The organism is Burkholderia diffusa, from assembly GCF_001718315.1.
GTDB lineage: Bacteria > Pseudomonadota > Gammaproteobacteria > Burkholderiales > Burkholderiaceae > Burkholderia > Burkholderia diffusa_B.
In genome coordinates, this window is sequence record NZ_CP013363.1 from 1,161,719 (window position 1) to 1,185,015 (window position 23,297).

At 67.9% G+C, this 23,297-nt stretch carries 18 protein-coding genes; 14 read left to right on the forward strand and 4 right to left on the reverse strand.

What is annotated here, in order from left to right:
* Positions 1 to 16 precede the first annotated feature (16 nt).
* Positions 17 to 1,141 carry a bifunctional 3,4-dihydroxy-2-butanone-4-phosphate synthase/GTP cyclohydrolase II gene (ribBA, locus tag WI26_RS20565; RefSeq protein ID WP_069226988.1) on the reverse strand — a complete coding sequence of 375 codons (1,125 nt, stop codon included), beginning with the start codon at positions 1,139 to 1,141 and terminating at the stop codon, positions 17 to 19.
* Positions 1,138 to 2,076, reverse strand: coding sequence for an alpha/beta hydrolase (locus tag WI26_RS20570; protein ID WP_069226989.1), 939 nt, complete (start codon positions 2,074 to 2,076; stop codon positions 1,138 to 1,140). The genes ribBA and WI26_RS20570 overlap by 4 nt, the downstream gene beginning before the upstream one ends.
* Positions 2,077 to 2,357: 281 nt before the next feature.
* Here WI26_RS20570 and WI26_RS20575 point away from each other — a divergent pair, with 281 nt between their 5' ends.
* The 9 genes from WI26_RS20575 (at position 2,358) to WI26_RS20615 (ending at position 13,104) form a co-directional block, all read left to right on the forward strand.
* Positions 2,358 to 3,548: a helix-turn-helix transcriptional regulator gene (locus WI26_RS20575; RefSeq protein ID WP_059468078.1), complete on the forward strand. Its 1,191-nt coding sequence runs from the start codon at positions 2,358 to 2,360 to the stop codon at positions 3,546 to 3,548.
* A gap of 356 nt (positions 3,549 to 3,904) precedes the next feature.
* Positions 3,905 to 4,915: a DNA-binding protein gene (locus tag WI26_RS20580; RefSeq protein ID WP_069226990.1), complete on the forward strand. Its 1,011-nt coding sequence runs from the start codon at positions 3,905 to 3,907 to the stop codon at positions 4,913 to 4,915.
* Positions 4,916 to 5,038: 123 nt separating this feature from the next.
* A complete protein-coding gene (locus WI26_RS20585) occupies positions 5,039 to 5,659 on the forward strand; it encodes a TetR/AcrR family transcriptional regulator (RefSeq protein ID WP_069226991.1) in 621 nt (206 codons plus the stop codon).
* A gap of 204 nt (positions 5,660 to 5,863) precedes the next feature.
* Positions 5,864 to 6,922: an NADP-dependent oxidoreductase gene (locus WI26_RS20590; RefSeq protein WP_069226992.1), complete on the forward strand. Its 1,059-nt coding sequence runs from the start codon at positions 5,864 to 5,866 to the stop codon at positions 6,920 to 6,922.
* Between the two features lie 93 nt (positions 6,923 to 7,015).
* Positions 7,016 to 7,315 carry a putative quinol monooxygenase gene (locus WI26_RS20595; protein ID WP_059467965.1) on the forward strand — a complete coding sequence of 100 codons (300 nt, stop codon included), beginning with the start codon at positions 7,016 to 7,018 and terminating at the stop codon, positions 7,313 to 7,315.
* 142 nt (positions 7,316 to 7,457) lie between these two features.
* A complete protein-coding gene (locus tag WI26_RS20600) occupies positions 7,458 to 7,913 on the forward strand; it encodes a (2Fe-2S)-binding protein (RefSeq protein WP_059467966.1) in 456 nt (151 codons plus the stop codon).
* 1 nt (position 7,914) lies between these two features.
* Positions 7,915 to 10,149, forward strand: a complete 2,235-nt coding sequence (locus WI26_RS20605; RefSeq protein ID WP_069226993.1) for a xanthine dehydrogenase family protein molybdopterin-binding subunit — start codon at positions 7,915 to 7,917, stop codon at positions 10,147 to 10,149.
* A 15-nt stretch (positions 10,150 to 10,164) separates the two neighbouring features.
* Positions 10,165 to 11,496, forward strand: coding sequence for a c-type cytochrome (locus WI26_RS20610; protein ID WP_069226994.1), 1,332 nt, complete (start codon positions 10,165 to 10,167; stop codon positions 11,494 to 11,496).
* Between the two features lie 162 nt (positions 11,497 to 11,658).
* Complete coding sequence (locus WI26_RS20615) at positions 11,659 to 13,104, forward strand: NAD-dependent succinate-semialdehyde dehydrogenase (RefSeq protein WP_059467969.1); 1,446 nt, start codon at positions 11,659 to 11,661, stop codon at positions 13,102 to 13,104.
* 138 nt (positions 13,105 to 13,242) lie between these two features.
* Here the strand turns inward: WI26_RS20615 and tagH are convergent, their stop codons facing one another.
* Both tagH and WI26_RS20625 read right to left on the reverse strand, forming a co-directional pair.
* Positions 13,243 to 14,652: a type VI secretion system-associated FHA domain protein TagH gene (gene tagH, locus WI26_RS20620; RefSeq protein ID WP_069226995.1), complete on the reverse strand. Its 1,410-nt coding sequence runs from the start codon at positions 14,650 to 14,652 to the stop codon at positions 13,243 to 13,245.
* A gap of 47 nt (positions 14,653 to 14,699) precedes the next feature.
* A complete protein-coding gene (locus WI26_RS20625; protein ID WP_069226996.1) occupies positions 14,700 to 15,086 on the reverse strand; it encodes a TssQ family T6SS-associated lipoprotein in 387 nt (128 codons plus the stop codon).
* A gap of 630 nt (positions 15,087 to 15,716) precedes the next feature.
* Between WI26_RS20625 and tssJ the strand changes: the two genes are divergently transcribed.
* The 5 genes from tssJ to tagF are packed head-to-tail and all read left to right on the forward strand — an operon-like array spanning position 15,717 to position 23,254.
* Complete coding sequence (gene tssJ / locus WI26_RS20630) at positions 15,717 to 16,232, forward strand: type VI secretion system lipoprotein TssJ (RefSeq protein ID WP_069226997.1); 516 nt, start codon at positions 15,717 to 15,719, stop codon at positions 16,230 to 16,232.
* On the forward strand, positions 16,229 to 17,611 hold the full coding sequence (gene tssK / locus WI26_RS20635; protein ID WP_059595515.1) for a type VI secretion system baseplate subunit TssK: 1,383 nt from the start codon (positions 16,229 to 16,231) through the stop codon (positions 17,609 to 17,611). The genes tssJ and tssK overlap by 4 nt, the downstream gene beginning before the upstream one ends.
* A gap of 15 nt (positions 17,612 to 17,626) precedes the next feature.
* Positions 17,627 to 18,946, forward strand: a complete 1,320-nt coding sequence (locus WI26_RS20640) for a DotU family type VI secretion system protein (RefSeq protein WP_069226998.1) — start codon at positions 17,627 to 17,629, stop codon at positions 18,944 to 18,946.
* Between the two features lies 1 nt (position 18,947).
* Complete coding sequence (gene tssM / locus WI26_RS20645) at positions 18,948 to 22,577, forward strand: type VI secretion system membrane subunit TssM (protein ID WP_069226999.1); 3,630 nt, start codon at positions 18,948 to 18,950, stop codon at positions 22,575 to 22,577.
* Positions 22,559 to 23,254, forward strand: a complete 696-nt coding sequence (gene tagF / locus WI26_RS20650; protein ID WP_081334305.1) for a type VI secretion system-associated protein TagF — start codon at positions 22,559 to 22,561, stop codon at positions 23,252 to 23,254. Before tssM ends, tagF begins: the two co-directional genes overlap by 19 nt.
* The last annotated feature ends 43 nt before the right edge of the window (positions 23,255 to 23,297 follow it).

A 23,297-nucleotide genomic window follows, 5' to 3' on the forward strand; every position in this document is an offset into this window, starting at 1 on the left:
GCTCGTCACCCTGGCATCATGCGGCCCGCAGCGAGTTCGCGTGGGCAGCGCGGGCGCTTTCCGGATCGTCGTCGCCGAGCGGGATGAACGCCATGATTTCCAGGTCGTGCCCCGACAGCGCCGGCAGCCGGAATGGGCTCGACAGCACGTTCAGCCGCCGCACGCCAAGGTCGCGCAGCATTTGCGACCCGATCCCCGTCACGCGGCCGTCGCGGCGTGCGTGGCTCGTGGGCGTTCGCATCGCGTCGCCGCGCATATCGCAGTCGAGCAGCACCGCGACGCCGCAGCCGGCCGCATCGATCCGCTGTAGCGCCGCGTGCAGCGGCCACGAATGCGCGGACGGTTCCGCGTCGAGCAGGTCAAGCAGCGAATGGCATTCGTGCACGCGCGTCAGCACGGGCGTCGACGAATCGGGCTCGCCTCTCACGAGCGCGAGATGCGGCGCGCCGTGCACGGTGTCGCGATACTCGATCGCGCGGAATCGGCCCCACGGCGTATGCAGCGGCCGTTCGCCGACGCGTTCGACGAGCGATTCGTGCTCGCGGCGGTAATGGATCAGATCCGCGATCGTGCCGATCTTCAGCCCGTGATGCGCGGCGAACGCCTTCAGCTCGGGCAGCCGCGCCATCGTGCCGTCGTCGTTCATCACCTCGCAGATCACCGATGCGGGCGTGAGCCCGGCAAGCGACGCGAGATCGCAGCCGGCCTCGGTGTGCCCCGCGCGCACCAGCACGCCGCCCGGGCGTGCGGCGATCGGAAACACGTGGCCCGGCTGCACGAGATCATCGGGGCGCGCGCCCGCACGGACCGCCGCGTGGATCGTCCGCGCCCGATCAGCTGCGGAAATGCCGGTCGTCACGCCTTCGGCAGCCTCGATGCTGACGGTGAACGCGGTGCCGAACGGCGTGCCGTTGCGATCGGCCATCGGCGGCAGACGCAGCTGCTCGCAGCGCTCGGCGGTCAGCGTCAGGCAGATCAGCCCGCGCCCGAAACGCGCCATGAAGTTGATCGCGTCGGGCGTCACGTGATCGGCGGCGATTACGAGATCGCCTTCGTTTTCGCGATCCTCTTCGTCGACGAGCAGGACCATCCGTCCCGCGCGCAGCTCGTCGACGATGTCGAGCGTCGTGGCGAGCGTCATTGCGCCTCCGTCGCATCGAACGCGCGGCGCAGCGCATCGGCGCCAAAGGTCAGCACGCGATCGGCCGCATCGACCGCGCCGAGCATGCTCGCGAAGCCGTGCAATTGCCCCGGCCAGCGCACGAGCGAGACCGGCGTGCCGGCCTGCGCGAGACGCAGTGCGTACGCTTCGGCCTCGTCGCGCAACGGATCGAATTCCGCGCTCACGATTGTGGCCGGCGCCGCGCCCGACAGGTCCGCCACTGCCAGCGGGCTCGCGAGTGGCGAGGCGCGGTCGGCGCCGTCGTCGAAATACTGGCGCTTGAACCAGCGCATCGCGTCCGCCGTCAGGAAATAACCGTCGCCGAGGGATTCATACGACGGATGCTCGGTCGCGCAATCGACGACCGGATACAGCAGCAACTGGTGCGCGATGGCGATGCGCGACCCGCGCAATTGCAGTGCGGCAACCGTCGCCAGGTTGCCGCCGGCGCTGTCGCCGGCCACGGCGATCGCGCCGGCGCGCGCGCCGAGATCGCCTGCACTGGCCGCGGCCCAGCGCACGGCATCGCATGCGTCCTGAGCAGCCGCCGGGAAGCGTGCTTCCGGCGCGAGCCGGTAATCGACCGACAGCACGAGCGTACGTGCCCGCGCGGCAAGGCTGCGGCACAGGTTCGCGTGGGAATCGATACCGCACGCGACGAAGCCGCCGCCGTGGAAAAACACGGTCAGCGGCAATGGCCCGCCGGCATCGGGTCGATACAGTCGTGCGGACAACTGACGACCTGGTGCGGGGATCTGCCAGTCCTCTTCGGCGGCAATCGCGTCGCCGGGCGCGAACGCGCTGCCTGCGGCGAGGCTCGCGCGGTACGCAGGCACGGTCAGTTGATCGAAATCGATCGCGGGCGCTTGGGCGAGCGCGGCGAGCAGCGCGTGCGCCTGAGGGTCGAGCGGCATTGGAACTCCTGTCTGAATCGGATGCGGTCTGAATCAGGTAAACCCGCATCGCGGTTTTCCCTGAGCCCGCGCCGGACGCTTGCCGGCACGGCCTGACGGGCATTCCAGCGCAGCGGGCAGGGCGCCACATCATCCGATCGGACGATGGTTCGCGCGTCCGATTGGCCAAAGCTCACCATTCAGTGAATGTCCCGATGACGCCGGAATTAAGACCGGTCCTAATCATGGCGGCGCGGATGAAGCGCACCGGATACAAGTTGCATGGAGGATGGAGCGTGCTGATGGAGACGAGATGGGCTCCGCAAGAGAGCCAGTCAACAAGCGAGGAGGCCGGCATCGGCGTCGCGGATTTCAGCGAACTGATGGCGCGCATCTACCAGGGACCGTTGGAAACGCCGCCATGGGCGGGGGCGCTCGAGCTGGTTCGCCGGTTGCTACAGGCCAACTACGTGACGTTGATCCTGCGCGCGGCCGCGAGCGACCGTCGCGCGCCGCTGTCCGTGCATGCTTCGGAGTACGGCCCGGTCGTGCCGGGTGACGGCGAGGCGTCGTACAACAACTACTACTATTCGCTCGACCCGTTCGTCGGCCTGCCGGCCGATCGCGTGGTCACGGTCGACGACGTGTTCGGCGACACGGGCTGGCTGTCGAGCGAGCTGTACAAGCAGTTCCTGAAGCCGCAGGACGTGCGCTACATCCTCGGCGCGGACCTGCGCACGCCGTCGGGCGTCGAGTGCCGGTTCCGCGTGTGCCGCAATCATGCGTCGAAGCAGTTCTCCGCGCGCGACAAGGCGATCTGCGCGCTGCTGCTGCCGCATCTGAAGCGTGCGGTCGAGTTGCATTCGCGGCTCGACACGGCCGAGGTCGAGCGGTCGATCTACGCGAACGCGATCAACCGGATGCAGATCGGCACGATCACGCTCGACGAGAACGGCACGATCATCGACATGAACAGCGTCGCCGACGAGATCCTGAAGCAGAACAACGGTCTGACGATTGCGCGCGGCACGATCGAGGCGACCGATGCGCAGGAGAACCGCACGCTCAAGCGGCTGATCCGCCACGCGGTGATGGGCCATCACGGCACGGCGGCGGCGACCGTCGAGGCGATGCCGATCACGCGCAGTTTCGACAAGCCACGCCTTGGGCTGCTGGTGCGCACCGTGTTGCTGTCCGACTGGTCTGAGGACAACAAGCGCCGGCCGGCCGTCACGCTGTTCCTGCGCGACCCGGATCGCAAGCCGCAGGGCGCGCAGGAAATCATCCGCAAGCTGTTCGACCTGACGCCGGCCGAGACGTCGCTCGCGCTGCTGCTGACGAATGGGCTGACGCTCGAGGAGGCGGCGGAGGAGTCGGGGATCAGCAAGAACACAGCACGCACGCACCTGCGCGCGATCTTCTCGAAGACGGGCGTGACGCGCCAGGCGACGCTCGTGCGGATCCTGCTCGGGAGCGTGGTGCCGCTCGGCTGAGCGGGTGGCACGTCGTGTGCCGGCGCGTCGATATCGTGCGGATTCGTCTGCCGATACCTCGGCGCGCTGCGGCGATCACGGCATCATGAACAAGAGGCTCGCGCGGTGCGGGCCTCTTTCGTTTCATGCGCAATCACTGACGGGCATCGAGCGTTGCAAGTCATCACGCATCGCGATGACTCGCGCAGCAACTTGATATTCCAGAAGAGGTGACGCTGCGAGCGTCGTTCGGAAATTACGAAGTGCAACCTCAAAATCTCAACATTATAGAAATAATGTCAAATCAATGGCCGTCGATGATTGGATACTTAACGGTTTACGTTATATTATTTACCAAATTATCGCCGCTATTCCCCATGTCCGATCTCACCGCCGACGAATCCCGCCTGACCGCCGAAATCGAACGCCTGAAGGCCGATTTCCCGAAAACCCGCGAGCTATATCGCGAGGTCTGCGCATTGATGTTCTTCCGTTTCGGCATCACACCCACCGCGAACCGCCTGTACCAGCTCGTGCGCAAGGGCAGCATGAGCACGCCGACGGCGGTTCTCGGCGAGTTCTGGGCCGAGTTGCGGGAAAAGAGCCGGGTGCGCATCGAGCATCCCGACTTGCCGGCCGACCTGCAGGCGGCGGCGGGGGACCTCGTCGCCGCGCTGTGGCGCCGCTCGACCACCGATGCCGCCGCGGCGCTCGATGCACTGCGCGCCGAAGTCGAAGCCGAGCGGGCGGCAGCGAAGGCGGAAGTCGCGGCATTGCAGGCCGACCTGTCCCGCACCGAAACCGCGCTGGAGCACCGCACGAGCGCGCTGCTGGCCGCCCAGGTGCGCATTCAGGAACTCGAGCAGGCAAGGGCGGCCGACGAAGCATCGCGCCGCGCGTTGCAGGCGGACGTCGACCGGTTGAAGTCCGACAACGCGGACGCCGATCGTGCGTTGGCGCAAGCACGCGCCGATTTCACGTCGCAGCTCGACCGGTTGCGCGACGATGCGGGCCGGGCCGAGGAACGCTTGCGCGCATCGGAGAAACGGGCGCTTCAGGAGATCGACCGCGAACGGCTCGCGGCCGCGCGCCTTCAAAAGGAACTGGATGCAGCCGCGACGCGCGCCGAACAGCGCGAGACGCAGCACCGCAAGGATCTCGCGGCGCTGCAAGGGCAATTGGCCGACACACAGCGCCGCTGCGGGGTGCTCGAAGGCCAGCTCGATGGTGCGCGCGCGGCCAATGTCGCGTATGTCGGCGAGCTCGATGCATTGCGTGCCGAACGCGCATCACGCTCCCCGGTGCGCAGGGCGCCCGGTCGGCCGGCAGGCGGTAGCCTGCGCGCGGCGAAACCGGTCGCCAGGAAGCGCGTTCCCAGACCCGCGTGACATGGGCGCCACGGTGTGGCGACAACGCATCCGCGACGTGGCGCGATTCGGGTAAAGTGCCGCTCAACTTGCCGGTTTGACCTTACTAGACGACCGGTCTAATCGTTGCTAAGATACGCCATCATGAATGCATCTTCAGGCGCGGAAGTCCGCCAGCACATCCTGAATATCGCGAAGCCGATCATGCTCCACAAGGGGTTCTCGGCGGTCGGTCTGAACGAGATTCTCGCCGCGGCGGGTATCCCGAAGGGCTCGTTCTACCATTATTTCGGCTCGAAAGAGGCGTTCGGCGAGGCGCTGCTCGAATCGTATTTCGAAGGCTACCTCGAGCATCTCGACAACCTGCTCCGCGATCAGGCCGGCACGGGCGCGCAGCGCCTGATGACGTACTGGGGCAACTGGCTGCACACGCAGTGCGCGGACGATCCGGAAGGCAAGTGCCTCGCGGTGAAGCTCGGCGCGGAAGTATCCGATCTGTCGGAGGCGATGCGCGCGGTCTTGCGGCGCGGCACCGGGCAGATCATCGAGCGGCTCGCGGGCGGGATCGAGGCCGGGCTGGCAGACGGCTCGCTGAGCGGCGTCGACGATCCGGCGCACACGGCCGCGATTCTCTACCAGCTGTGGCTCGGTGCCACGCTGCTGGAGAAGATTCACCGGAACCGCAAACCGCTCGAACGCGCGATGCTCGAAACGCGGCGGATGCTGAATCTGCCGTCCTTCGAGCCAGGCGGAGCGCAGTCGTAACGTGGGCGCGCGCAGGCGCGCCTTGTTTTTTGGATGAGCGCTAGACGACTGGTCTACTTACGCTCAAATCCTGTTGCCTGACCCGCGAATGCGCGGCTCCGTCGGCCGATTTTGCCGATACGGCCAGCAGCCGCGCGCATCACGGTTGTCCAAGTTGATCCGATCGTGCCCGGTGCACGTCCCTTCCTGTTGACGGAGGTTCCCATGCCGCAAAGCAAGGCAGCAAACCGCAGAATCATCCTGAACGCGCGCCCGGTTGGCGCGCCCACCCCGAACGACTTTCGTACCGAGACCGCCGACGTGCCGGTGCCCGATGCCGGCCAGGTGCTGTTGCGCACGGTCTGGCTGTCGCTCGACCCGTACATGCGCGGCCGGATGAGCGACGCACCGTCGTATGCACCACCGGTCGCGCTCGGCGACGTGATGGTCGGCGGTACGGTCAGCCGTGTCGTGGCATCGAACCTGCCCGCGTATCGCGAAGGCGACTTGGTCGTCGCGGGCGGCGGCTGGCAGGACTATTCGCTGTCGGACGGCAGCGACCTCATCGCGCTCGGCCGCGACTTCGCGCATCCGTCGCATGCGCTCGGCGTGCTCGGCATGCCGGGGTTCACGGCTTATACCGGGCTGCTGAAGATCGGCGAGCCGAAGGCCGGCGAAACCGTCGTCGTGGCCGCTGCGAGCGGGGCCGTCGGCGCGGTGGTCGGCCAGATCGCGAAGCTGAAGGGCTGCCGCGTGGTCGGCGTCGCGGGCGGCGCCGAGAAGGTCGCGTACGTGAAGGACACGCTCGGCTTCCACGAGTGCGTCGATCACCGCGATCCGCAATTTGCCGCCAGGCTGAAGGATGCCTGCCCGAACGGTATCGACGTCTATTTCGAGAACGTCGGCGGTGCCGTGTTCGACGCGGTATGGCCGCTGCTCAACGATCATGCGCGCGTGCCGGTGTGCGGAATCATCGCGCATTACAACGACGCGGCGTACGACGACACCGCGGTATCGGACGGCCACGACCGCGTGCCGGCGCTGATGGGCACGATCCTGCGCAAGCGCATCCGGATGCAGGGATTCATCATTCTGGATCACTATGCGACCGGCTACGCGTCTTTCCTGAAGGAGATGAGCGAGTGGGTCGCTCAGGGCAAGGTGAAGACGCTCGAAGACGTGGTCCCCGACCTGGCTGACGCACCGCAAGCACTGATCGGCTTGCTCGCCGGCAAGAACTTCGGCAAGGTCGTCGTGCGCGTGGGCCCGGACGAACTGGCCTGACACCGGCGCAAGACGACACACGACGATTGCACGCTGGCGTCGCGAGACGCCGGCTTGTGGCATGCTCGATTCCGTTTCGAAAGGAGTGACAAGATGGCGCTTCACGTGATTGCTTCCCTGTTCGTGAAACCCGAACACGCGCAGGCCGCCGAGGCCGAATTGCGCAGCATGGTCGCCAAGACGCGCGTCGAACCGGGCAACCGGCGCTACGACCTGTTCCGCGAGCAGGACGGTTCGCCGAACCTGCATCTGTACGAGATCTACGACGACCAGGCCGCGTTCGACGCGCACCTCGCCAGCCCGCATTTCACGGAATTTCGCGTGAAGTCGGCCGACTGGTTCTCGGCACCGCCCGTCATCAAGGTGCTGTCGGGCATCGACGTGGCCGAGTGACGCTGCGGCAGCGCCGCCGCGGCTCGATCCCGCCCGCGCCGCGCGGCAGCCGTCCAGGCATGATGCGACGGCAACGAAAACGACAACGCGGCGCAGCGTATCGTTCGCGCCGCTTCCCCAATACACAGGCTCCGGAGTCTGAATGGTCACCCTCAATATCAATGGCGAGAACCGCACGGTCGACGCCCCCGACGACATGCCCCTGCTGTGGGTCCTGCGCGACGTCGTGGGCCTGACCGGCACGAAATTCGGCTGCGGGATCGCGCAATGCGGCGCGTGCACCGTGCATCTCGACGGCGTCGCCGCGCGCTCGTGCGTGCTGCCGGTCGCGGCCGTCGCGGGCCGCCGGATCACGACGATCGAAGCCGTCGGCGCGACGCCGGCCGGGCAGAAGGTTCAGCAAGCGTGGCGCGAGATCGACGTCGTCCAGTGCGGCTACTGCCAGTCCGGGCAGGTGATGGCGGCCACGGCGCTGATCGCGTCGAACCCGAACCCGAGCGACGCCGACATCGACGCGGCAATGGCCGGCAATATCTGCCGCTGCGGCACGTACAACCGGATTCGCGCGGCCGTCAAGCAAGCGGCGAAGGGAGCGTGACATGTCGCGAGGACTCATCGAAGCAGGGAAGGCCGCCGGGAAAGCGGCTGGCGCGGGCGTGTCGCGCCGTTCGTTCCTGAAGGCGGGCATGTCGCTCGGCGCGGCGGCGGGCGGCGGCTTGCTGCTGGGTTTCAGCATGCCGGCAGCGGGCGATGACGCACGGCGCTCGGTGATCGGCGGCGATGCGGACGAAAGTGCGCGCGCCGGCGTTTTCGCGCCGAATGCGTTCGTGCAGATCGACCGCAGCGGCAAGGTCACGCTGGTCATGCCGAAGGTCGAGATGGGGCAAGGCGTCTACACGGCGCTGCCGATGCTGATCGCCGAGGAACTCGAAGTGCCGCTGTCGAACGTCACGCTCGACCATGCGCCGCCCAACGAGAAGCTGTTCCTCGATCCGCTGCTCGGCGGACAGTTGACGGGCGGCTCGACGTCGGTGCGCTACGCGTGGGAACCGCTGCGCCGCGCGGGCGCGACCGCGCGCACGCTGCTGGTTTCCGCGGCGGCGAAGCAATGGAGCGTCGATCCGGCGACCTGCAGGGCGGAAAACGGCGAAGTGCAGCATCCTGCGAGCGGTCGGCGCGCATCGTACGGCCAGCTCGCGGACGCCGCGTCGAAGCTGCCGGTGCCGAAGGACGTCGCGCTGAAGCAGCCGGCCGACTTCAAGCTGATCGGCAAGCCGGTGAAGCGGCTCGATTCGCCGGAGAAGGTCGACGGCACCGCGCAGTTCGGGCTCGACGTGCGTCTGCCCGGCATGTTGTACGCGGTGATCGTGAACAGCCCGGTGTTTGGCGGCACGGTCGCGAGCGTCGACGAGACGGCCGCGAGGAAGATTCCGGGCGTGCGCCAGGTCGTGCGTGCGGACAACGCGGTCGCGGTGGTCGGCGATCACACGTGGGCCGCGAAGCGCGGCGCGTCGGCGCTCGTCGTGAAGTGGAACGAAGGCGCGGGCGCGAAGGTATCGACGAAGGACATCGTCGCCGATCTCGCGCAGGCCGCCGCGAACGGAAAGGGCGCCGTCGCGCGCAAGGACGGCGACGTCGGCCGCGCGTTCGCGAATGCGAAGACGCGCATCGACGCCGTCTACGAACAGCCGCTCCTTGCACATGCAACGATGGAACCGGTGAACTGCACGGTGCACGTGCGCGGCGACGGCTGCGAGATCTGGGTCGGCACGCAGGTGCCGACGCGGGCGCGCGACACGGTGCAGCAGCTCACGGGCCTCGCGCCCGACAGGATCGTCGTGCACAACCACCTGCTCGGCGGCGGCTTTGGCCGGCGGCTCGAAACGGACATGATCGGCCAGGCGGTGAAGATCGCCAAGCAGGTCAACGGGCCGGTCAAGGTGATCTGGACGCGCGAGGAAGACATCCAGCACGACATGTATCGGCCGTATTACTACGACCGGATTTCCGCCGGCCTCGATGCGAACGGCAAGCCGATCGCATGGCAGCACCGGATCGTCGGCTCGTCGATTCTCGCGCGCTTCGCACCGCCCGCGTTCAAGGACGGTGTCGATCCCGACGCGGTCGAAGTCGCGACCGACCTGCCGTACGACCTGCCGAACCAGTTGATCGATTACGTGCGGCAGGAGCCGCGTCACGTGCCGACCGCATTCTGGCGCGGCGTCGGACCGACGCGCAGCACCTTCGTCGTCGAGAGCTTCATCGACGAGCTGGCCGCGCAGACCAAGACCGATCCCGTGCAGTATCGCCGCGCGCTGCTCGGCAAGACGCCGCGCGCGCTGAACGTGCTCGACGTCGCGACGAAGGCGGCCGGCTGGGGCACGCCGCTGCCGAAGGGGCAAGGGCGCGGCGTATCGGTGATGCACGCGTTCGGCAGCTTCTTCTCGATCGTCATCGACGTCGCCGTGGAGGGCGGCGAAGTGCAGGTCAAGCGTGCCGTGTGCGCGGTCGACTGCGGAATGGCCGTGAATCCGGGCACGATCGAGGCGCAGGTGCAGGGCGGCATCATCTTCGGGATCACGGGCGCGCTGTATGGCGAGATCACGATCGAGGACGGCCGCGTCGTGCAGAGCAACTTCACCGACTACCGGATGATGCGCATCAACGAGACGCCGCCGATCGACGTGCATCTCGTGAAGAGCGCCGAGGCGCCCGGCGGAATTGGCGAACCGGGCACGGCGGCGACCGCGGCGGCGCTGTCGAACGCGATCTTCGCGGCGACCGGCACGCGGCTGCGCAAGCTCCCGGTCGGCAACCAGCTGAAGACGGCCTGAGGGAAGACGCACATTATGAGAAACCTCACCTCGAACAGCCTGAATCGCGCCGTTCGCACGTTCGGCACTTCGTTGCTCGCGCTGTCCGCGCTGACGGCCGGTACGGCGGCGCATGCCGCGCAAACGGCGCCCGCCGACAGCGCGCTGGTCGCACGCGGCGCATATCTCGCGAAAGCCGGCGACTGCGTGGCGTGCCACACCGCGCCGCGCGGCGCGCCGTTCGCCGGCGGCCTGAAGATGGTCACGCCGATGGGCGCGATCTACACGACCAACATCACGCCCGACCCGGACACGGGCATCGGCGGCTATACGGAGGCCGAGTTCGCGGGGGCGCTGCGCTCGGGCGTCGCGAAGGACGGTCATCACCTGTATCCGGCGATGCCGTATCCATCGTACGCAAAGCTGCGCGACGACGACGTGAAGGCGCTTTACGCGTACTTCATGCACGGCGTCGAACCGGTGAAGCAGGCGAACCGTGCGTCGGACATTCCGTGGCCGCTGAACATGCGCTGGCCACTGGCGCTGTGGAACGCGGTGTTCCTCGACACGACGCCTTACATCGACAAACCGGCGAAGGATGCAATGTGGAACCGCGGTGCATACCTCGTGCAGGGGCTCGGGCATTGCGGGTCGTGCCATACGCCGCGCGGCGTCGGCTTCCAGGAGAAGGCGCGGGACGAAAGCGGTTCGGCGTTCCTGTCGGGCGCGCCGATCGACAACTGGTTCGCGTCGAACCTGACCGGCGAGCATAATACCGGGCTCGGCCGCTGGACCGATGCGGATGTCGCGCAATTCCTGAAGACCGGCGCCAACCGGCATGCGACCGCGTTCGGCTCGATGGTCAGCGTGATCAATCACAGCACGCAGGAGCTGACCGACGACGATCTCGCGGCGATGTCCCGCTATTTGAAATCGCTGCCGGCGGCGGGCGGCACGGGCGCGCCGCCTTACCGTTATGATCCGAAGCCGACGCAAGTCGCGCTGGGCCGGCCGGCGAACGATCCGGGCGCAAAGGTGTATAACGCTTTCTGCGTGAATTGCCATGGCGCGGACGGCCGCGGCTACGCGCCGCTGCTCGCACCGCTCGCCGGCAATCCGAACGTGCTCGAGGCCGATGCATCGTCGCTGATCAACGTGGCGTTGAACGGCAGCGAATCGCTCGTGATCGGCGGCGTGCCGTCCGCGTATCCGATGCCGGCGTTCGCGAACCAGCTGAACGACCAGCAGATCGCCGACGTGCTGACGTTCATGCGCGCCGGCTGGAACAACGGAGCGCCGGCCGTGCAGGCGGCGGACGTCGCGAAACTCCGCAAGGCGACGGCGACGGCGACGGCGGCTGCGCGCTGAGCGCGGCCGAACGTGGCGGATGACGACGCGCATGCGTGCCGTGTGCGCGTCGCCGAACGATGCCGGGTGCGGGGCGCCCCGGCAACGCAGTGCTTTCTGTCAACCGGCGCGCGGCCGTTCGCGGCAGCGCGCGTTTTATCGACGCAAAACTGGGGTGTCTGGATGGCTAACGTGACTTATACGGATACACAACTGCTGATCGACGGCGAGTGGGTCGACGCCGCGAGCGGCAAGACGATCGACGTCGTGAACCCGGCGACGGGCAAGACGATCGGCAAGGTGGCCCACGCGGGCATCGCCGATCTCGACCGCGCGCTGGCTGCAGCGCAGCGCGGTTTCGAAGCATGGCGCAAGGTGCCCGCGCATGAGCGCGCGGCGACGATGCGCAAGGCGGCCGCGCTGGTGCGCGAGCGCGCCGACGCGATCGCGCAGCTGATGACGCAGGAGCAGGGCAAGCCGCTGACGGAAGCGCGTGTCGAAGTGCTGTCGGCAGCCGACATCATCGAATGGTTCGCGGACGAAGGCCGCCGCGTGTACGGCCGGATCGTCCCGCCGCGCAATCTGGGCGCGCAGCAGATCGTCGTGAAGGAGCCGGTCGGTCCGGTCGCGGCGTTCACGCCGTGGAATTTCCCGGTCAACCAGGTCGTGCGCAAGCTGAGCGCCGCGCTCGCGACCGGCTGCTCGTTCCTCGTGAAGGCGCCGGAAGAAACCCCGGCGTCGCCGGCCGCGCTGCTGCGCGCGTTCGTCGACGCGGGCGTGCCGGCCGGGGTCATCGGTCTCGTGTACGGCGATCCGGCGGAAATCTCGTCGTACCTGATTCCGCACCCGGTGATCCGCAAGGTGACGTTCACGGGTTCGACGCCGGTCGGCAAGCAACTCGCGGCGCTCGCGGGCCAGCACATGAAGCGCGCGACGATGGAACTGGGCGGCCACGCGCCGGTGATCGTCGCCGAGGACGCGGATGTCGCGCTGGCGGTGAAGGCCGCCGGTGGCGCGAAGTTCCGCAACGCCGGCCAGGTATGCATTTCGCCGACGCGTTTCCTCGTGCACAACAGCATTCGCGACGAATTCACGCGCGCGCTGGTCCAGCATGCGCAGGGGCTGAAGGTCGGCAACGGCCTCGAGGAAGGCACCACGCTCGGCGCACTGGCGAACCCGCGCCGGCTGACCGCGATGGCGTCGGTCGTCGAGAACGCACGCAAGGTCGGCGCGAGCATCGAGACCGGCGGTGAGCGGATCGGCTCGGAAGGCAACTTCTTCGCGCCGACGGTGATCGCGAACGTGCCGCTCGAGGCAGACGTGTTCAACAACGAGCCGTTCGGCCCGGTCGCGGCGATCCGCGGCTTCGACAAGCTCGAGGACGCGATCGCCGAAGCGAACCGGCTGCCGTTCGGGCTGGCCGGCTACGCGTTCACGCGTTCGTTCGCGAACGTGCACCTGCTGACGCAGCGCCTCGAAGTCGGGATGCTGTGGATCAACCAGCCCGCGACGCCGTGGCCGGAAATGCCGTTCGGCGGCGTGAAGGATTCGGGCTACGGGTCGGAAGGCGGACCGGAAGCGCTGGAGCCGTACCTCGTCACGAAGTCGGTGACGGTGATGGCGGTCTGACGACCATTCGGCCACGTGCATGCCGCGGTCGCGCGGTGCGCACGCGGCGCAGCGTTTGCGAAGGCCGGGCGTTCTGCCCGGCCTTGTCGTTTCTGCGTCGTTGGCAGTCGGCTTTGCCCGGGAACGACCGTCCGCCGCTCAATGCCGGTTGCTGCCGCGATAGCTTTCCACTTCCGCGTCGTACGCCGCGAGAAACGCCTTGCCGAATACCGACGCGAAATCGTCTTCGATCGCGAACACCGTGTCGCGATGCGTCGCCGCGTAGCGGTCCCACATCCTTGCCTTGTACAGCGCGGGCACGCGCCTCTCGTACCAGCGCATCGCATCGTCGCGCTCGCGCAGCCGTTGCGGCGAAAAGCGCGTCAGCAGATCCATCAGCGCGGCGCGCATGCCGGCGACCATGCCGATCTGGTGCGCGTGCAGATCCTGGAACGCGTCGCTGACCGCGCTTTGCGGCGACATGAAGCCCGGCAGCGGCAGCCCGAACATCTGGCGCAACACGGCTCCGCCGTCCGGCAGCAGCTTCAGCGGATTGTTCTCGCGATCGAGCAGCATCGTCATGTGCGCCTTCACTTCCCGCTTCAGGATGCTGCGCGACGACAGCAGCTCGACCGTGCCGTTCGCGAACAGCGCGAGCAACTGCCCCGCGATGTACAGCTGTTCGGCCGACCACTGATGCGATTCGGCGGCGGTATCGAGGCCGGCGCCTTCGAAGAACGCGTTCAGCAATTCATCGGGCGTCGGCGGGCGGTTCGCCTGCGGTGCCGGCTCGTCGGCGGGACGTGGCTCGGCATGCGCCGTCGCCGGTTGCACACGCACGTGCTGCGTCCATTCGGGCGCATGGTCGGCTTGCGTCGCGGGCGCCGCGCCGCGATCCGCATTGCCGCGTTCGGACGGCAACGCCGAGCCCGATCCACCGATATCGGGCGACGACTGTGCAAACAAGTCGAGCGGGTCGGTCGACAACTGATTCAGGTCGCGTTGCGATGGCGCCGCCGACGTGGCGCGGCTCGCGGGCTGCGCCGCCTCGTCGCGCACCGCCGCGCCGGATCGCGTGCCGGCATCCGCTGCCTTGCCGCGCGGAGCGAGGCGATCCTGCAACAGGCCCCACAACCGGTTGCCGGTCGTCTTCGCGACGACGCGCGCGTGTGCGGCCGTTTCCGGCGCACCCTGCAAGTCGGCGCTCGCGCTGGGAGCGGCGGGCATGTCGACGACCCGTGCGTCATGGTCGTCGTCACGCTCGGCACGCAGCACGTACGGCCCGATGCGGATGATGTCGCCGGTATTGAGCGGGCGCTCCTGTGCATAGCCGACGGGCTCGCGGTTCACCTCGATCGTCGACACGCTGCTCAGGTTCTTCAGCAGGCACGCATCGTCACCGACCTGCAGCAGGGCCTGCAGTCGGGAAATCTGCCGCGTGTCGTCGCGCAGCACGAGATGGTTGTCGGTCGCCCGGCCGATCGTGCCGCCGGGCGGGTGGAACACGACGGCGTCGTAGGAGTCGCTTTCGACCGGCTCGCCGGCATGTTCGATCACGATCAGTTGCATGTCATACGTCGCTCGGTAAGGAAGCGCTCGCGGCGAATCCGGTTCGTTCAGGATGACGACGCATGTCTGCGGCGCGCGAACTCGAACGCGGGCCCCCAGACCGGATGCCCCTTCTCGGCGGGGGACAAGTCGAAGCGCGGGTTGAGGTCGAGAATCTTCGAGAATTCGGCGCGGCACTGCGCGACCCGGTTCGTCACGCAATAGCTGAACGCGAGCAGCTTGTGCGCGGCGACCTGCGTGTCGGTATCGGCCCCGTCGATCTCCTTCGCTCGGTTCAGGATCGCGATCGTGCGTCCGTAGTCGCCTGCACCGTACGCCGCGCGCGCGCTATCGACCGCTGCGCGCGCCGCCGACTGCGTGGGGGACGTGCTGCACCCGGCGATTCCCAGCAACAAGGCACCGAGGAAAATCCCGATCGATGAACGGCCTTTCATTTTGAAATGAAATATTTGCGTTATTGGAAGGTCGCGCACAAGCGCTGTTGGATTCTAGTGCCAATCATGCCGGTTGATGTTGCCGTTACGTTTTGTTTCATTTGGCAAATTGCGTTCGAGTTATCGCTCAAATCGATTGCCGGTTTTCGACTTGTTAATCCATAAAATCGATTCTATAGTTCGCTGTGCTTTTGGGATTCGTCAGTTGTTTGCCCGGCGCCGATCAATGATCGGAAAAGCCGGCGCTGCGTTCGGACAGCGCAAACAGCGCGACACGACCCCCAGGGCGTGGCCACCCACCGCCGACGGCCGTCCGGCTTGGGTTCAGCGTCCATACAGCAAGTTTCCATGCAATAGAACCGGGCCGCCGCGGCGAACCGGTCGGATTAACTCGCCTTTTCAAAATGACAGAGATCAATTCAATCCATCGCCATCCCCCCAATTTCGATCCCGTCCCGTAATTGGCGATTTGACCCGTCTTTTTACAAGAATAAATTGCCGAATCAAATTTGAGCGGAAGGATATGCAAGCCACATAATTACCGGTCAATTAATTGTCCCCTTTTTAATTCGAGCGTCGATTTCACGTGCGGAAATCGATGGGGGAATTATTGCGCTGCGAGGATGAAATATGCGCTGGCGGTCGAGCGGGTTCATCGTATTGGGATGTGCATTGCTGTTGCCCGGATGCGGCGCCACCGAGCGCGCCGCCGCGGTGCCGTATGCGATCACGGTCGACGTGGCGCCCGACGTCAATCCGGACCTCAACCGCAGGCCTTCGCCGATCGTGCTGAAGGTGTTCCAGCTGCGCGCGGCGTCCGCGTTCGACGGCGCTGATTTCTTCTCGCTCCAGGACAAGCCCGAGAACATTCTCGGCGCGGACCTGCTCGGCGCCGATCGCGTGATCCTGCGCCCGGGGGAGTCGCGCACGCTGCATTACCGCGGCAACGTCGAGGCCGGCGCGATCGGCTTGATCGCCGAATACCGGATGCTCGACAAGAACCGCTGGCGCCTGACGGTGCCGTTGCCACGCGCGAAACAGCTCAACATCTACAAGTTCTGGCAGACGTCGCCCGGCGAGCTGAAGCTGTCGATCGCGGTCAGGAACGGCGGTCTCGCGCTGAACGATACGCGGGGGCGCCCATGACTGAACCGACGATGTCCGCGACGCCCGTCGCCGCACTGCGCCAGCGCGTGGTGTGGACCGAGGGAATGTTCCTGCGCCCGCAGCATTTCCAGCAGCTCGAACGGCACTGGGAGCGCTACGTCGCGCTGCGCTGCCTGCCGCTGCAGGGGTTCTACTGGGGCTTCGACACGCTCGAGATCGACCGGGAGCAACTCGCGCTCGGCAAGGTCGCGCTGCGCGCGGCCGCGGGCGTGATGCGCGATGGCACGCCGTTCGACCTGTCGCATCCCGACGATCTGCCCGCGCCGCTCGATGTGCCGCCCGATGCGAAAGACCAGCTCGTCGTGCTCGCGCTGCCGCTGTGGCGCGGGGGCGGCGAGGAGGTGTCGTTCGGCGCGGACGCGGACAGCAACGGCAATGCGGACGTCGCGCGCTATGTCGTTCGCGAATACGAAGTGGCCGATGCGAACGCGGTCGCGCTCGGCCCCGCACTGCTGCAAACGGGGCGCCTGAACGTCCGGCTGATGCTCGACGCCGAGCTCACCGGCGACTGGCATGCGCTCGGTGTCGTGCGGATCGTCGAGCGGCGCACCGACGCACGGCTGATCGTCGACGACGGCTACATTCCGCCGCGCCTGGTCGCGCAGCGCGACGCGGCGTTGCTCGCGTACACGCGCGAACTGCACGGACTGCTGACGCAGCGCAGCGACGCGCTGGCCGAGCGCCTGTCGGAACCGGGGCGCGGCGGCGTATCGGAAGTCGCCGATTTCCTGCTGCTGCAACTCGTGAACCGCTATCTGGCGCTGACCTGGCACGCGCAGCAGGACGTCGCGACGCATCCGGAGGCGCTGTTCCGCGACTGGCTGAAGCTCGCATGCGACCTGAGCACGTTCACGGCCGCTGGCCGGCGCCCGCAATCGCTCGCCGTGTACGTGCACGACGACCTGCGCACGAGTTTCGCCGAATTGATGACGGAGTTGCGCCGGTCGCTGTCGACGGTGCTGGAGCAAAACGCGATCCAGATCGAGCTGCGCGATGCGGGCAACGGCATCCGGGTCGCGACGCTCGCCGATCCCGCGCTGCGCGACACGGCCGGCTTCGTGCTGGCGGTGCGCGCGGACGTGCCGGCCGACAGCCTGCGCGCGCGGTTTCCCGCACAGGCGAAGCTCGGCCCGGTCGAGCGGATCCGCGACCTGGTGCAGTTGCAGCTGCCGGGCATCACGATGCGCCAGCTGCCGGTCGCGCCGCGCCAGATCCCGTATCACGCGGGGCATACGTACTTCGAGATCGACAAGGGCAGCGAACTGTGGAAGCAGCTGGCGCGCTCCGGCGGTCTCGCATTTCATTTCGCCGGCGAATTCCCGGGGCTCTCGATGGAATTCTGGGCGATTCGCGGGTGAGGGCGGGGCAGCGCGATGAATTCTTCCTCCGATTCGATTTCCGCCGGCGCAGGCGGATTCGTGCCGCCGAATCCGGGCGGCATGCATCCGCCTGCCGCGTCCGGCGCGGCCGGGCCGATGGCCCAGCAGCCGCGCCCCGGCCGCTGGGCCGCGAGCGGCACGAACCCGCTCGTCGCGGCCGCGAACCCGCTGCTCAATCTCGTGCCGCAGATCCGCTCGACCGTCCATCATCCGAATCCGGCGTGGCTGCGCGAGCATCTCGTCGTCGAGATCCGCCAGTTCGAGGCGCGCGCGCAGGAAGCCGGCGTGCCGTCGGAGGCGATCATCGGCGCGCGCTACTGCCTGTGCACGGCGCTCGACGAAGCAGCCGCGCTGACGCCTTGGGGCGGCAGCGTGTGGTCGTCGCACAGCCTGCTCGTGTCGTTCCACAACGAAACCTGGGGCGGCGAGAAGTTCTTCCACCTGCTCGAACGCCTGTCCCAGCAGCCGCGCCAGCACCTCGACCTGCTGGAGCTGCTGTATTTCTGTCTCGCGCTCGGTTTCGAGGGCCGCTATCGGGTGCTGGACAACGGTCATGCGGAGCTCGACGCGTTGCGCTGGCAACTGGCTCATACGATCCGCTCGGTGCGCGGCGAATTCGAGCCCGCGCTGTCGCCGCACTGGCGCGACGTCGTCACGCGCGACGTGTCGCGTCGCTTCGTCGTGCCGCTATGGGTCTGCGTGGCGCTCGCGCTGCTGATCGGCTTCGGCGTGTTCGTCGGGCTGCGCATCGCGCTGGCCGGACATTCGGACCGGCTGTTCGCATCGATCGACGCGCTGCACGTGCCGAAGCTGCAGCCTGCTCAGGCGCCGCCGCGCCCGGCGCCGGTGCCGCGCGTCGCGAAGTTCCTGGCGCCCGAGATCGCGGCCGGCCTCGTGTCGGTGCGCGACGACGCCGATCGCAGCGTGATCGTGCTGCGCGGCGACGGGCTGTTCAAGTCCGGTTCGACGTCGGTGATCGACCGTTACGCGCCGGTGCTCGCGCGCGTCGCGGATGCGCTGAACCAGGTGCCCGGCAACGTGCGCGTGACCGGCTACACCGACGACACGCCCGTGCACACGGCACGCTTCGCGTCGAACTGGGATTTGTCGCGCGAGCGCGCCGAGGCCGTGCGCGGGATGATCGCCGCGCGCCTCGACCATCCGGAGCGGCTCACGGCCGAGGGGCGCGGCACGCTCGACCCTGTCGCGCCGAACGATACGCCAGCGAACCGCGCGCTGAACCGGCGCGTCGAGATCACGCTGCTGCCGGCGCCCGGCAGTGCCGCCGCCGGCGCGACACAGGGAGCGCACTGACATGAACCAGGCTGTCGCGCGTTTCGTCCGGCCGTTGCCGTCGCGGGAGATCTGGACCTTCGCCGGTCTTGTCGTGCTCGCATGCTTCGTGTGGCTCGCCGGGCCGCTGTTCGCATTCGCCGAGGTCCGGCCGCTGGAGAGCGGCTGGGCGCGCGCGGTGACGATCGCGGTGCTGTTCGCCGCGTGGGGCGCCCGCGTGGCGTGGCGAAGCTGGCACGCGAGCCGTCTGAACGCGCAGTTGCTGAACCAGTTGCGCGAGGCCGCACCCGGGCCGGCCAATGTCGACGATTCGGCCAAGGCGCAGCTCGACGAACTGCGCAGCCGCTTCGACGAGGCGGCGGCGCTGTTGAAGAAGGTCCGCTTCGGGCAGGCGGACGCCGCGCGCAAGGGGCTGGCGCGCTGGTTCGACCGGATGTCGCGCCAGTATCTGTATCAGCTCCCGTGGTATGTGTTCATCGGCGCGCCGGGCTCGGGCAAGACGACCGCGCTCGTCAATTCCGGGCTCAGTTTTCCGCTCGCCGAGCAATTCGGCCGTGCCGCGATTCGCGGCGTGGGCGGCACGCGGCACTGCGACTGGTGGTTCACGAACGATGCGGTGCTGATCGACACGGCCGGCCGCTACACGACCCACGAGGGCAACCGCGCACTCGACGAAGCCGAGTGGAAAGGCTTCGTCGAGCTGCTGAAGAAGTACCGCACGCGCCAGCCGCTGAACGGCGCGATGTTGACGATCAGCGTGGCCGATCTGGTCGGCGCGTCGGAAGCCGAGCGCACACAGCACGCGATGGTGCTGCGCAAGCGGCTGCTCGAGCTGCGCGCCCAGCTCGGCATCCGGTTTCCCGTCTACCTGCTCGTGACCAAAGCCGACTTGCTGGCAGGCTTCGCCGAGTATTTCGGCGGCTTCGGCCGCGCGGAATGCGCGCAGGTGTGGGGTTTCACGTTCCCGCTCGCGCAGAGCGAGGCGCCGGGCTTCGACCTGCGCGCCGCGTTCGACCGCGAGTATCGGCTGCTGCACCAGCGGCTGAACGACGGGCTGCCCGAGTTGCTCGCGACGCAGACCGATGCGCGCCAGCGCGAGATGGCGTACCTGCTGCCGCAGCAGGTTGCCGACTTGCAGGACATGCTCGGCCAGTTCGTCGCCGAAGTGTTTTCCGTGTCGAGCTTCGAGCCGATGCCGATGCTGCGCGGCGTGTATCTGACGAGCGGCACGCAGGAGGGCACCGCGTTCGACCGCGTGATGAGCGGCATCAAGCGCTTCCTGAAGATCGAAGGCGTGCCGCCGGTAGCCCAGGTCGGCTCGACCGGGCGCAGCTTCTTTCTGAAGTCGCTGTTGCAGGAGCACATCTTCCGCGAAGCCGCGCTCGCCGGCAGCGACCTGCGCTGGCACCAGCAGCGGCGCGTGCTGCAGATCGCCGGCTATGCGCTGCTCGCGGTCGTGTGCGTGGTCGTGCTGGCTGCGTGGCTGCGCAGCTATGCGAACAATCGCGCGTATCTCGACCGGATCGCGCAGCAGGTGCCCGCCGTCGATGCGCAGATCGCCGGCGCGAAGTTCTCGGATGCGGCCGACATCGCGCGGCTGCTGCCTGTGCTCGATGCGCTCGGCGGGCTCGCGAATGCGGGCGGCGTCGACCGCTCGCATCCGCCGCTCGCGTACCGCTGGGGACTCTTCCAGGGCGAGAAGATCGACGAGGCCGTCGACGCCGTGTACCGACGCGCGCTCGACGACGTGCTGCTGCCGATCGCCGCGCGCCGGATGGAGGTCGCGCTGAGCGATGCCCGGCCGGACGAAACCGACTACGCGTATGCGGCGCTGAAAGCCTACCTGATGCTGTACGACAGCGCGCACTACGACCCCGCGTTCGTGCAGGCCGTCGTCGACCTGGAAATGGAGCGCTCGCTGCCGCCCGATTTCTCGCCGGCCGAGCGCTCGGCGCTGCGCGCGCATCTTGCCGCGCTGTTCGGCAACCGGGTGGCCGTATCGCCGTATCCGATGAACGAGCGGCTCGTGGCCGACGTACGCGACCGGTTGCGGCAGGTGCCGTTCTCGCAGCGGCTGTATCGCCAGCTCACCCGCACGCTGCGACCGGCGACGTCCGCGTTCGATTTCAGCGTCGCACGCGCGGTGGGGCCCGACGCGTCGCTCGTGTTCCGCCGCCAGGGTGGAAAGCCGCTGTCGGAAGGCGTGCCGGGCCTGTATACGCGCAACGGCTATCGGAACGTGTTCGCGCCGCGCCTCGCAGGCGAGGTCGACGCATACGGACGCGAGGAGGTGTGGGTGCTGAATCTCGGGCTGTCCGAGATCCCGGGGCCGAACGACGCCGCCGCATGGGCGCGCGACATCCGCCAGCTGTACCTGAACGACTATCTGAAGATATGGGACGACTATCTCGCCGACATCAAGCTGCAGCGCACCGCGACGCTCGCGCAAAGCATCCAGGTCGCGCGCGCGCTGTCGTCCGCGGATTCGCCGCTCACCCGGCTGATGATCGCGCTCGCGCGTGACACGGCGCTTGGCGACGCGCCCGGCGGCGCGCGCAATCTGGCGTCACGCGCGCAGGACAAGGTCGACGAGGCGCGCAGTTCACTGTCGCAGATTTTCGCGGGGCAACGCGCGAGCGACGCGAATCCGTCAGTCGCGGCGCCCGCGAGCCCCGAGCAGGTGGTCGACAGCCACTTCGCCGGGCTGCGCGCGTTCGCGCCGGGCACCGGCGACCAGGCGCAGGCGTTCGACGCGGTGCTGAAGTCGATCGACGCACTCTATACGTACCTGACGGCCACCGACGATGCGCTGCGCAGCGGCGCTCAGCCGCCGCCGTCCGACGCGCCCGCGCGGCTGCGCGCGCAGGCCGGCCGGCTCCCCACGCCGTTCCGCGAAGTGCTTGACGACCTGTCGAACGTCGCGAACGGCAGCGTCGCGACCGTCGAGCAGCGCAGCGTCGCGCAGCGGGCCGGCGCGAACGTCGGCGATTTCTGCCGGCAGGCGATCGCGGGACGCTATCCGTTCGCGCAAGGATCGTCGCGCGACGTCGCACCGGCGGATTTCGCGCAGATGTTCGCGCCGGGCGGCCTGATGGACGATTTCTTCCAGAAGAACCTGCAGTCGATCGTCGATACGACGTCGCACCCGTGGCGTTTCGCGAACCGCAATGCGGACGCCGATCCGGCGGCGGCCGCGATGCTTGCGTCGTTCGAGAAGGCCGCGGTGATCCGCGACGTCTATTTCGGCGGCGGCGCACGCACCGCGCAACTGAAGGTGCAGATCCAGCCGCTCGAAATGGATCCGTCGCTCACGGAGATGGTGCTCGACGTCGACGGCCAGATCGTCCGTTATGCGCACGGCCCGCTCGTGCAGAGCGCGGTGGACTGGCCGGGCACGCGCGGCAGCAACCAGGTGCGCCTGCAGGTGTCGGGGCAGGCCGGCGCGACCGATGGCTTCACGACCGACGGGCCGTGGGCGCTGCACCGGTTGTTCGACCGCGCGGCCGTGTCGGCCGGACGCGGTTCGGACCAGATGATCGCGCGCTTCACCGTCGACGGCAAACCGCTCGTGCTGCAGGTGAATGCGGGTAGCGTCCGCAATCCGTTCAGGTTGCCCCAGATGGAGTCCTTTACATGCCCTCCGAAGCAATGAGCCGCCTCCCGCCGCTCGCGCGTGCCGATGGCGATGCCCCGGCCTGGTACGGAAAGATTCCCGGCGCCGGCGACTTCGTGAACAGCCGGCTGCCGCATGCGCTTGCGCAGTGGTGGGAACGCTGGCTTCAGCAGGGGATGGCCGCGATGCGCCAGCGCGGCCCGGACGAGATCGCGCGGCACTACACGATCGCGCCGGTCTGGAATTTCCTGGTGCCGACCGGCGCCGGTGCGTCGTGCGTGCAGGCAGGCTGTCTCGCGCCGAGCTGCGACCGCGTCGGGCGTTACTACCCGGTGATCGTCACGCTGCCGATGCCGGCGGCCGATTACTGGAACGGGCTGCCGGACGCCGCGGACGCCTTCTACTGGCAGATCGGCCATGCGCTGCTCGACGCGATCCGGCATGCGCGCGCGCCGATCGACCTCGAGGAGGCGCTCGACCGCGTGCGGCTCGCACCGCGCGAAGGGCTGACGGCGGACGTCGTCGACGGGAACCCGGCGACGCTGCCGGAGCGGCCGGCGCTCGCCGCATGGCCCGGGCTGTCCGGCTATTTCGATCCGCACGGCGGGACGAGCTTCTGGTGGACCAATCGCGCCGACGGTTCGCCGCTGCGCACGCATGCGCATACGGGCGCGCCCGACAACGCGCTGTTCCTGACGCTGTTCGGCGGCAGCTGACGGTGCGGGCGGGCGGCCGGAAGCAGGCAATGCAGGCAATACG

Excerpts from the sequence above, each read along its gene's own strand:
- ribBA (WP_069226988.1), bottom strand. The coding sequence starts at position 1,141 with ATGACGCTCGCCACGACGCTCGACATCGTCGACGAGCTGCGCGCGGGA.
- WI26_RS20570 (WP_069226989.1), bottom strand. The coding sequence starts at position 2,076 with ATGCCGCTCGACCCTCAGGCGCACGCGCTGCTCGCCGCGCTCGCCCAA.
- WI26_RS20575 (WP_059468078.1), top strand. The coding sequence starts at position 2,358 with ATGGAGACGAGATGGGCTCCGCAAGAGAGCCAGTCAACAAGCGAGGAG.
- WI26_RS20580 (WP_069226990.1), top strand. The coding sequence starts at position 3,905 with ATGTCCGATCTCACCGCCGACGAATCCCGCCTGACCGCCGAAATCGAA.
- WI26_RS20585 (WP_069226991.1), top strand. The coding sequence starts at position 5,039 with ATGAATGCATCTTCAGGCGCGGAAGTCCGCCAGCACATCCTGAATATC.
- WI26_RS20590 (WP_069226992.1), top strand. The coding sequence starts at position 5,864 with ATGCCGCAAAGCAAGGCAGCAAACCGCAGAATCATCCTGAACGCGCGC.
- WI26_RS20595 (WP_059467965.1), top strand. The coding sequence starts at position 7,016 with ATGGCGCTTCACGTGATTGCTTCCCTGTTCGTGAAACCCGAACACGCG.
- WI26_RS20600 (WP_059467966.1), top strand. The coding sequence starts at position 7,458 with ATGGTCACCCTCAATATCAATGGCGAGAACCGCACGGTCGACGCCCCC.
- WI26_RS20605 (WP_069226993.1), top strand. The coding sequence starts at position 7,915 with ATGTCGCGAGGACTCATCGAAGCAGGGAAGGCCGCCGGGAAAGCGGCT.
- WI26_RS20610 (WP_069226994.1), top strand. The coding sequence starts at position 10,165 with ATGAGAAACCTCACCTCGAACAGCCTGAATCGCGCCGTTCGCACGTTC.
- WI26_RS20615 (WP_059467969.1), top strand. The coding sequence starts at position 11,659 with ATGGCTAACGTGACTTATACGGATACACAACTGCTGATCGACGGCGAG.
- tagH (WP_069226995.1), bottom strand. The coding sequence starts at position 14,652 with ATGCAACTGATCGTGATCGAACATGCCGGCGAGCCGGTCGAAAGCGAC.
- WI26_RS20625 (WP_069226996.1), bottom strand. The coding sequence starts at position 15,086 with ATGAAAGGCCGTTCATCGATCGGGATTTTCCTCGGTGCCTTGTTGCTG.
- tssJ (WP_069226997.1), top strand. The coding sequence starts at position 15,717 with ATGCGCTGGCGGTCGAGCGGGTTCATCGTATTGGGATGTGCATTGCTG.
- tssK (WP_059595515.1), top strand. The coding sequence starts at position 16,229 with ATGACTGAACCGACGATGTCCGCGACGCCCGTCGCCGCACTGCGCCAG.
- WI26_RS20640 (WP_069226998.1), top strand. The coding sequence starts at position 17,627 with ATGAATTCTTCCTCCGATTCGATTTCCGCCGGCGCAGGCGGATTCGTG.
- tssM (WP_069226999.1), top strand. The coding sequence starts at position 18,948 with ATGAACCAGGCTGTCGCGCGTTTCGTCCGGCCGTTGCCGTCGCGGGAG.
- tagF (WP_081334305.1), top strand. The coding sequence starts at position 22,559 with ATGCCCTCCGAAGCAATGAGCCGCCTCCCGCCGCTCGCGCGTGCCGAT.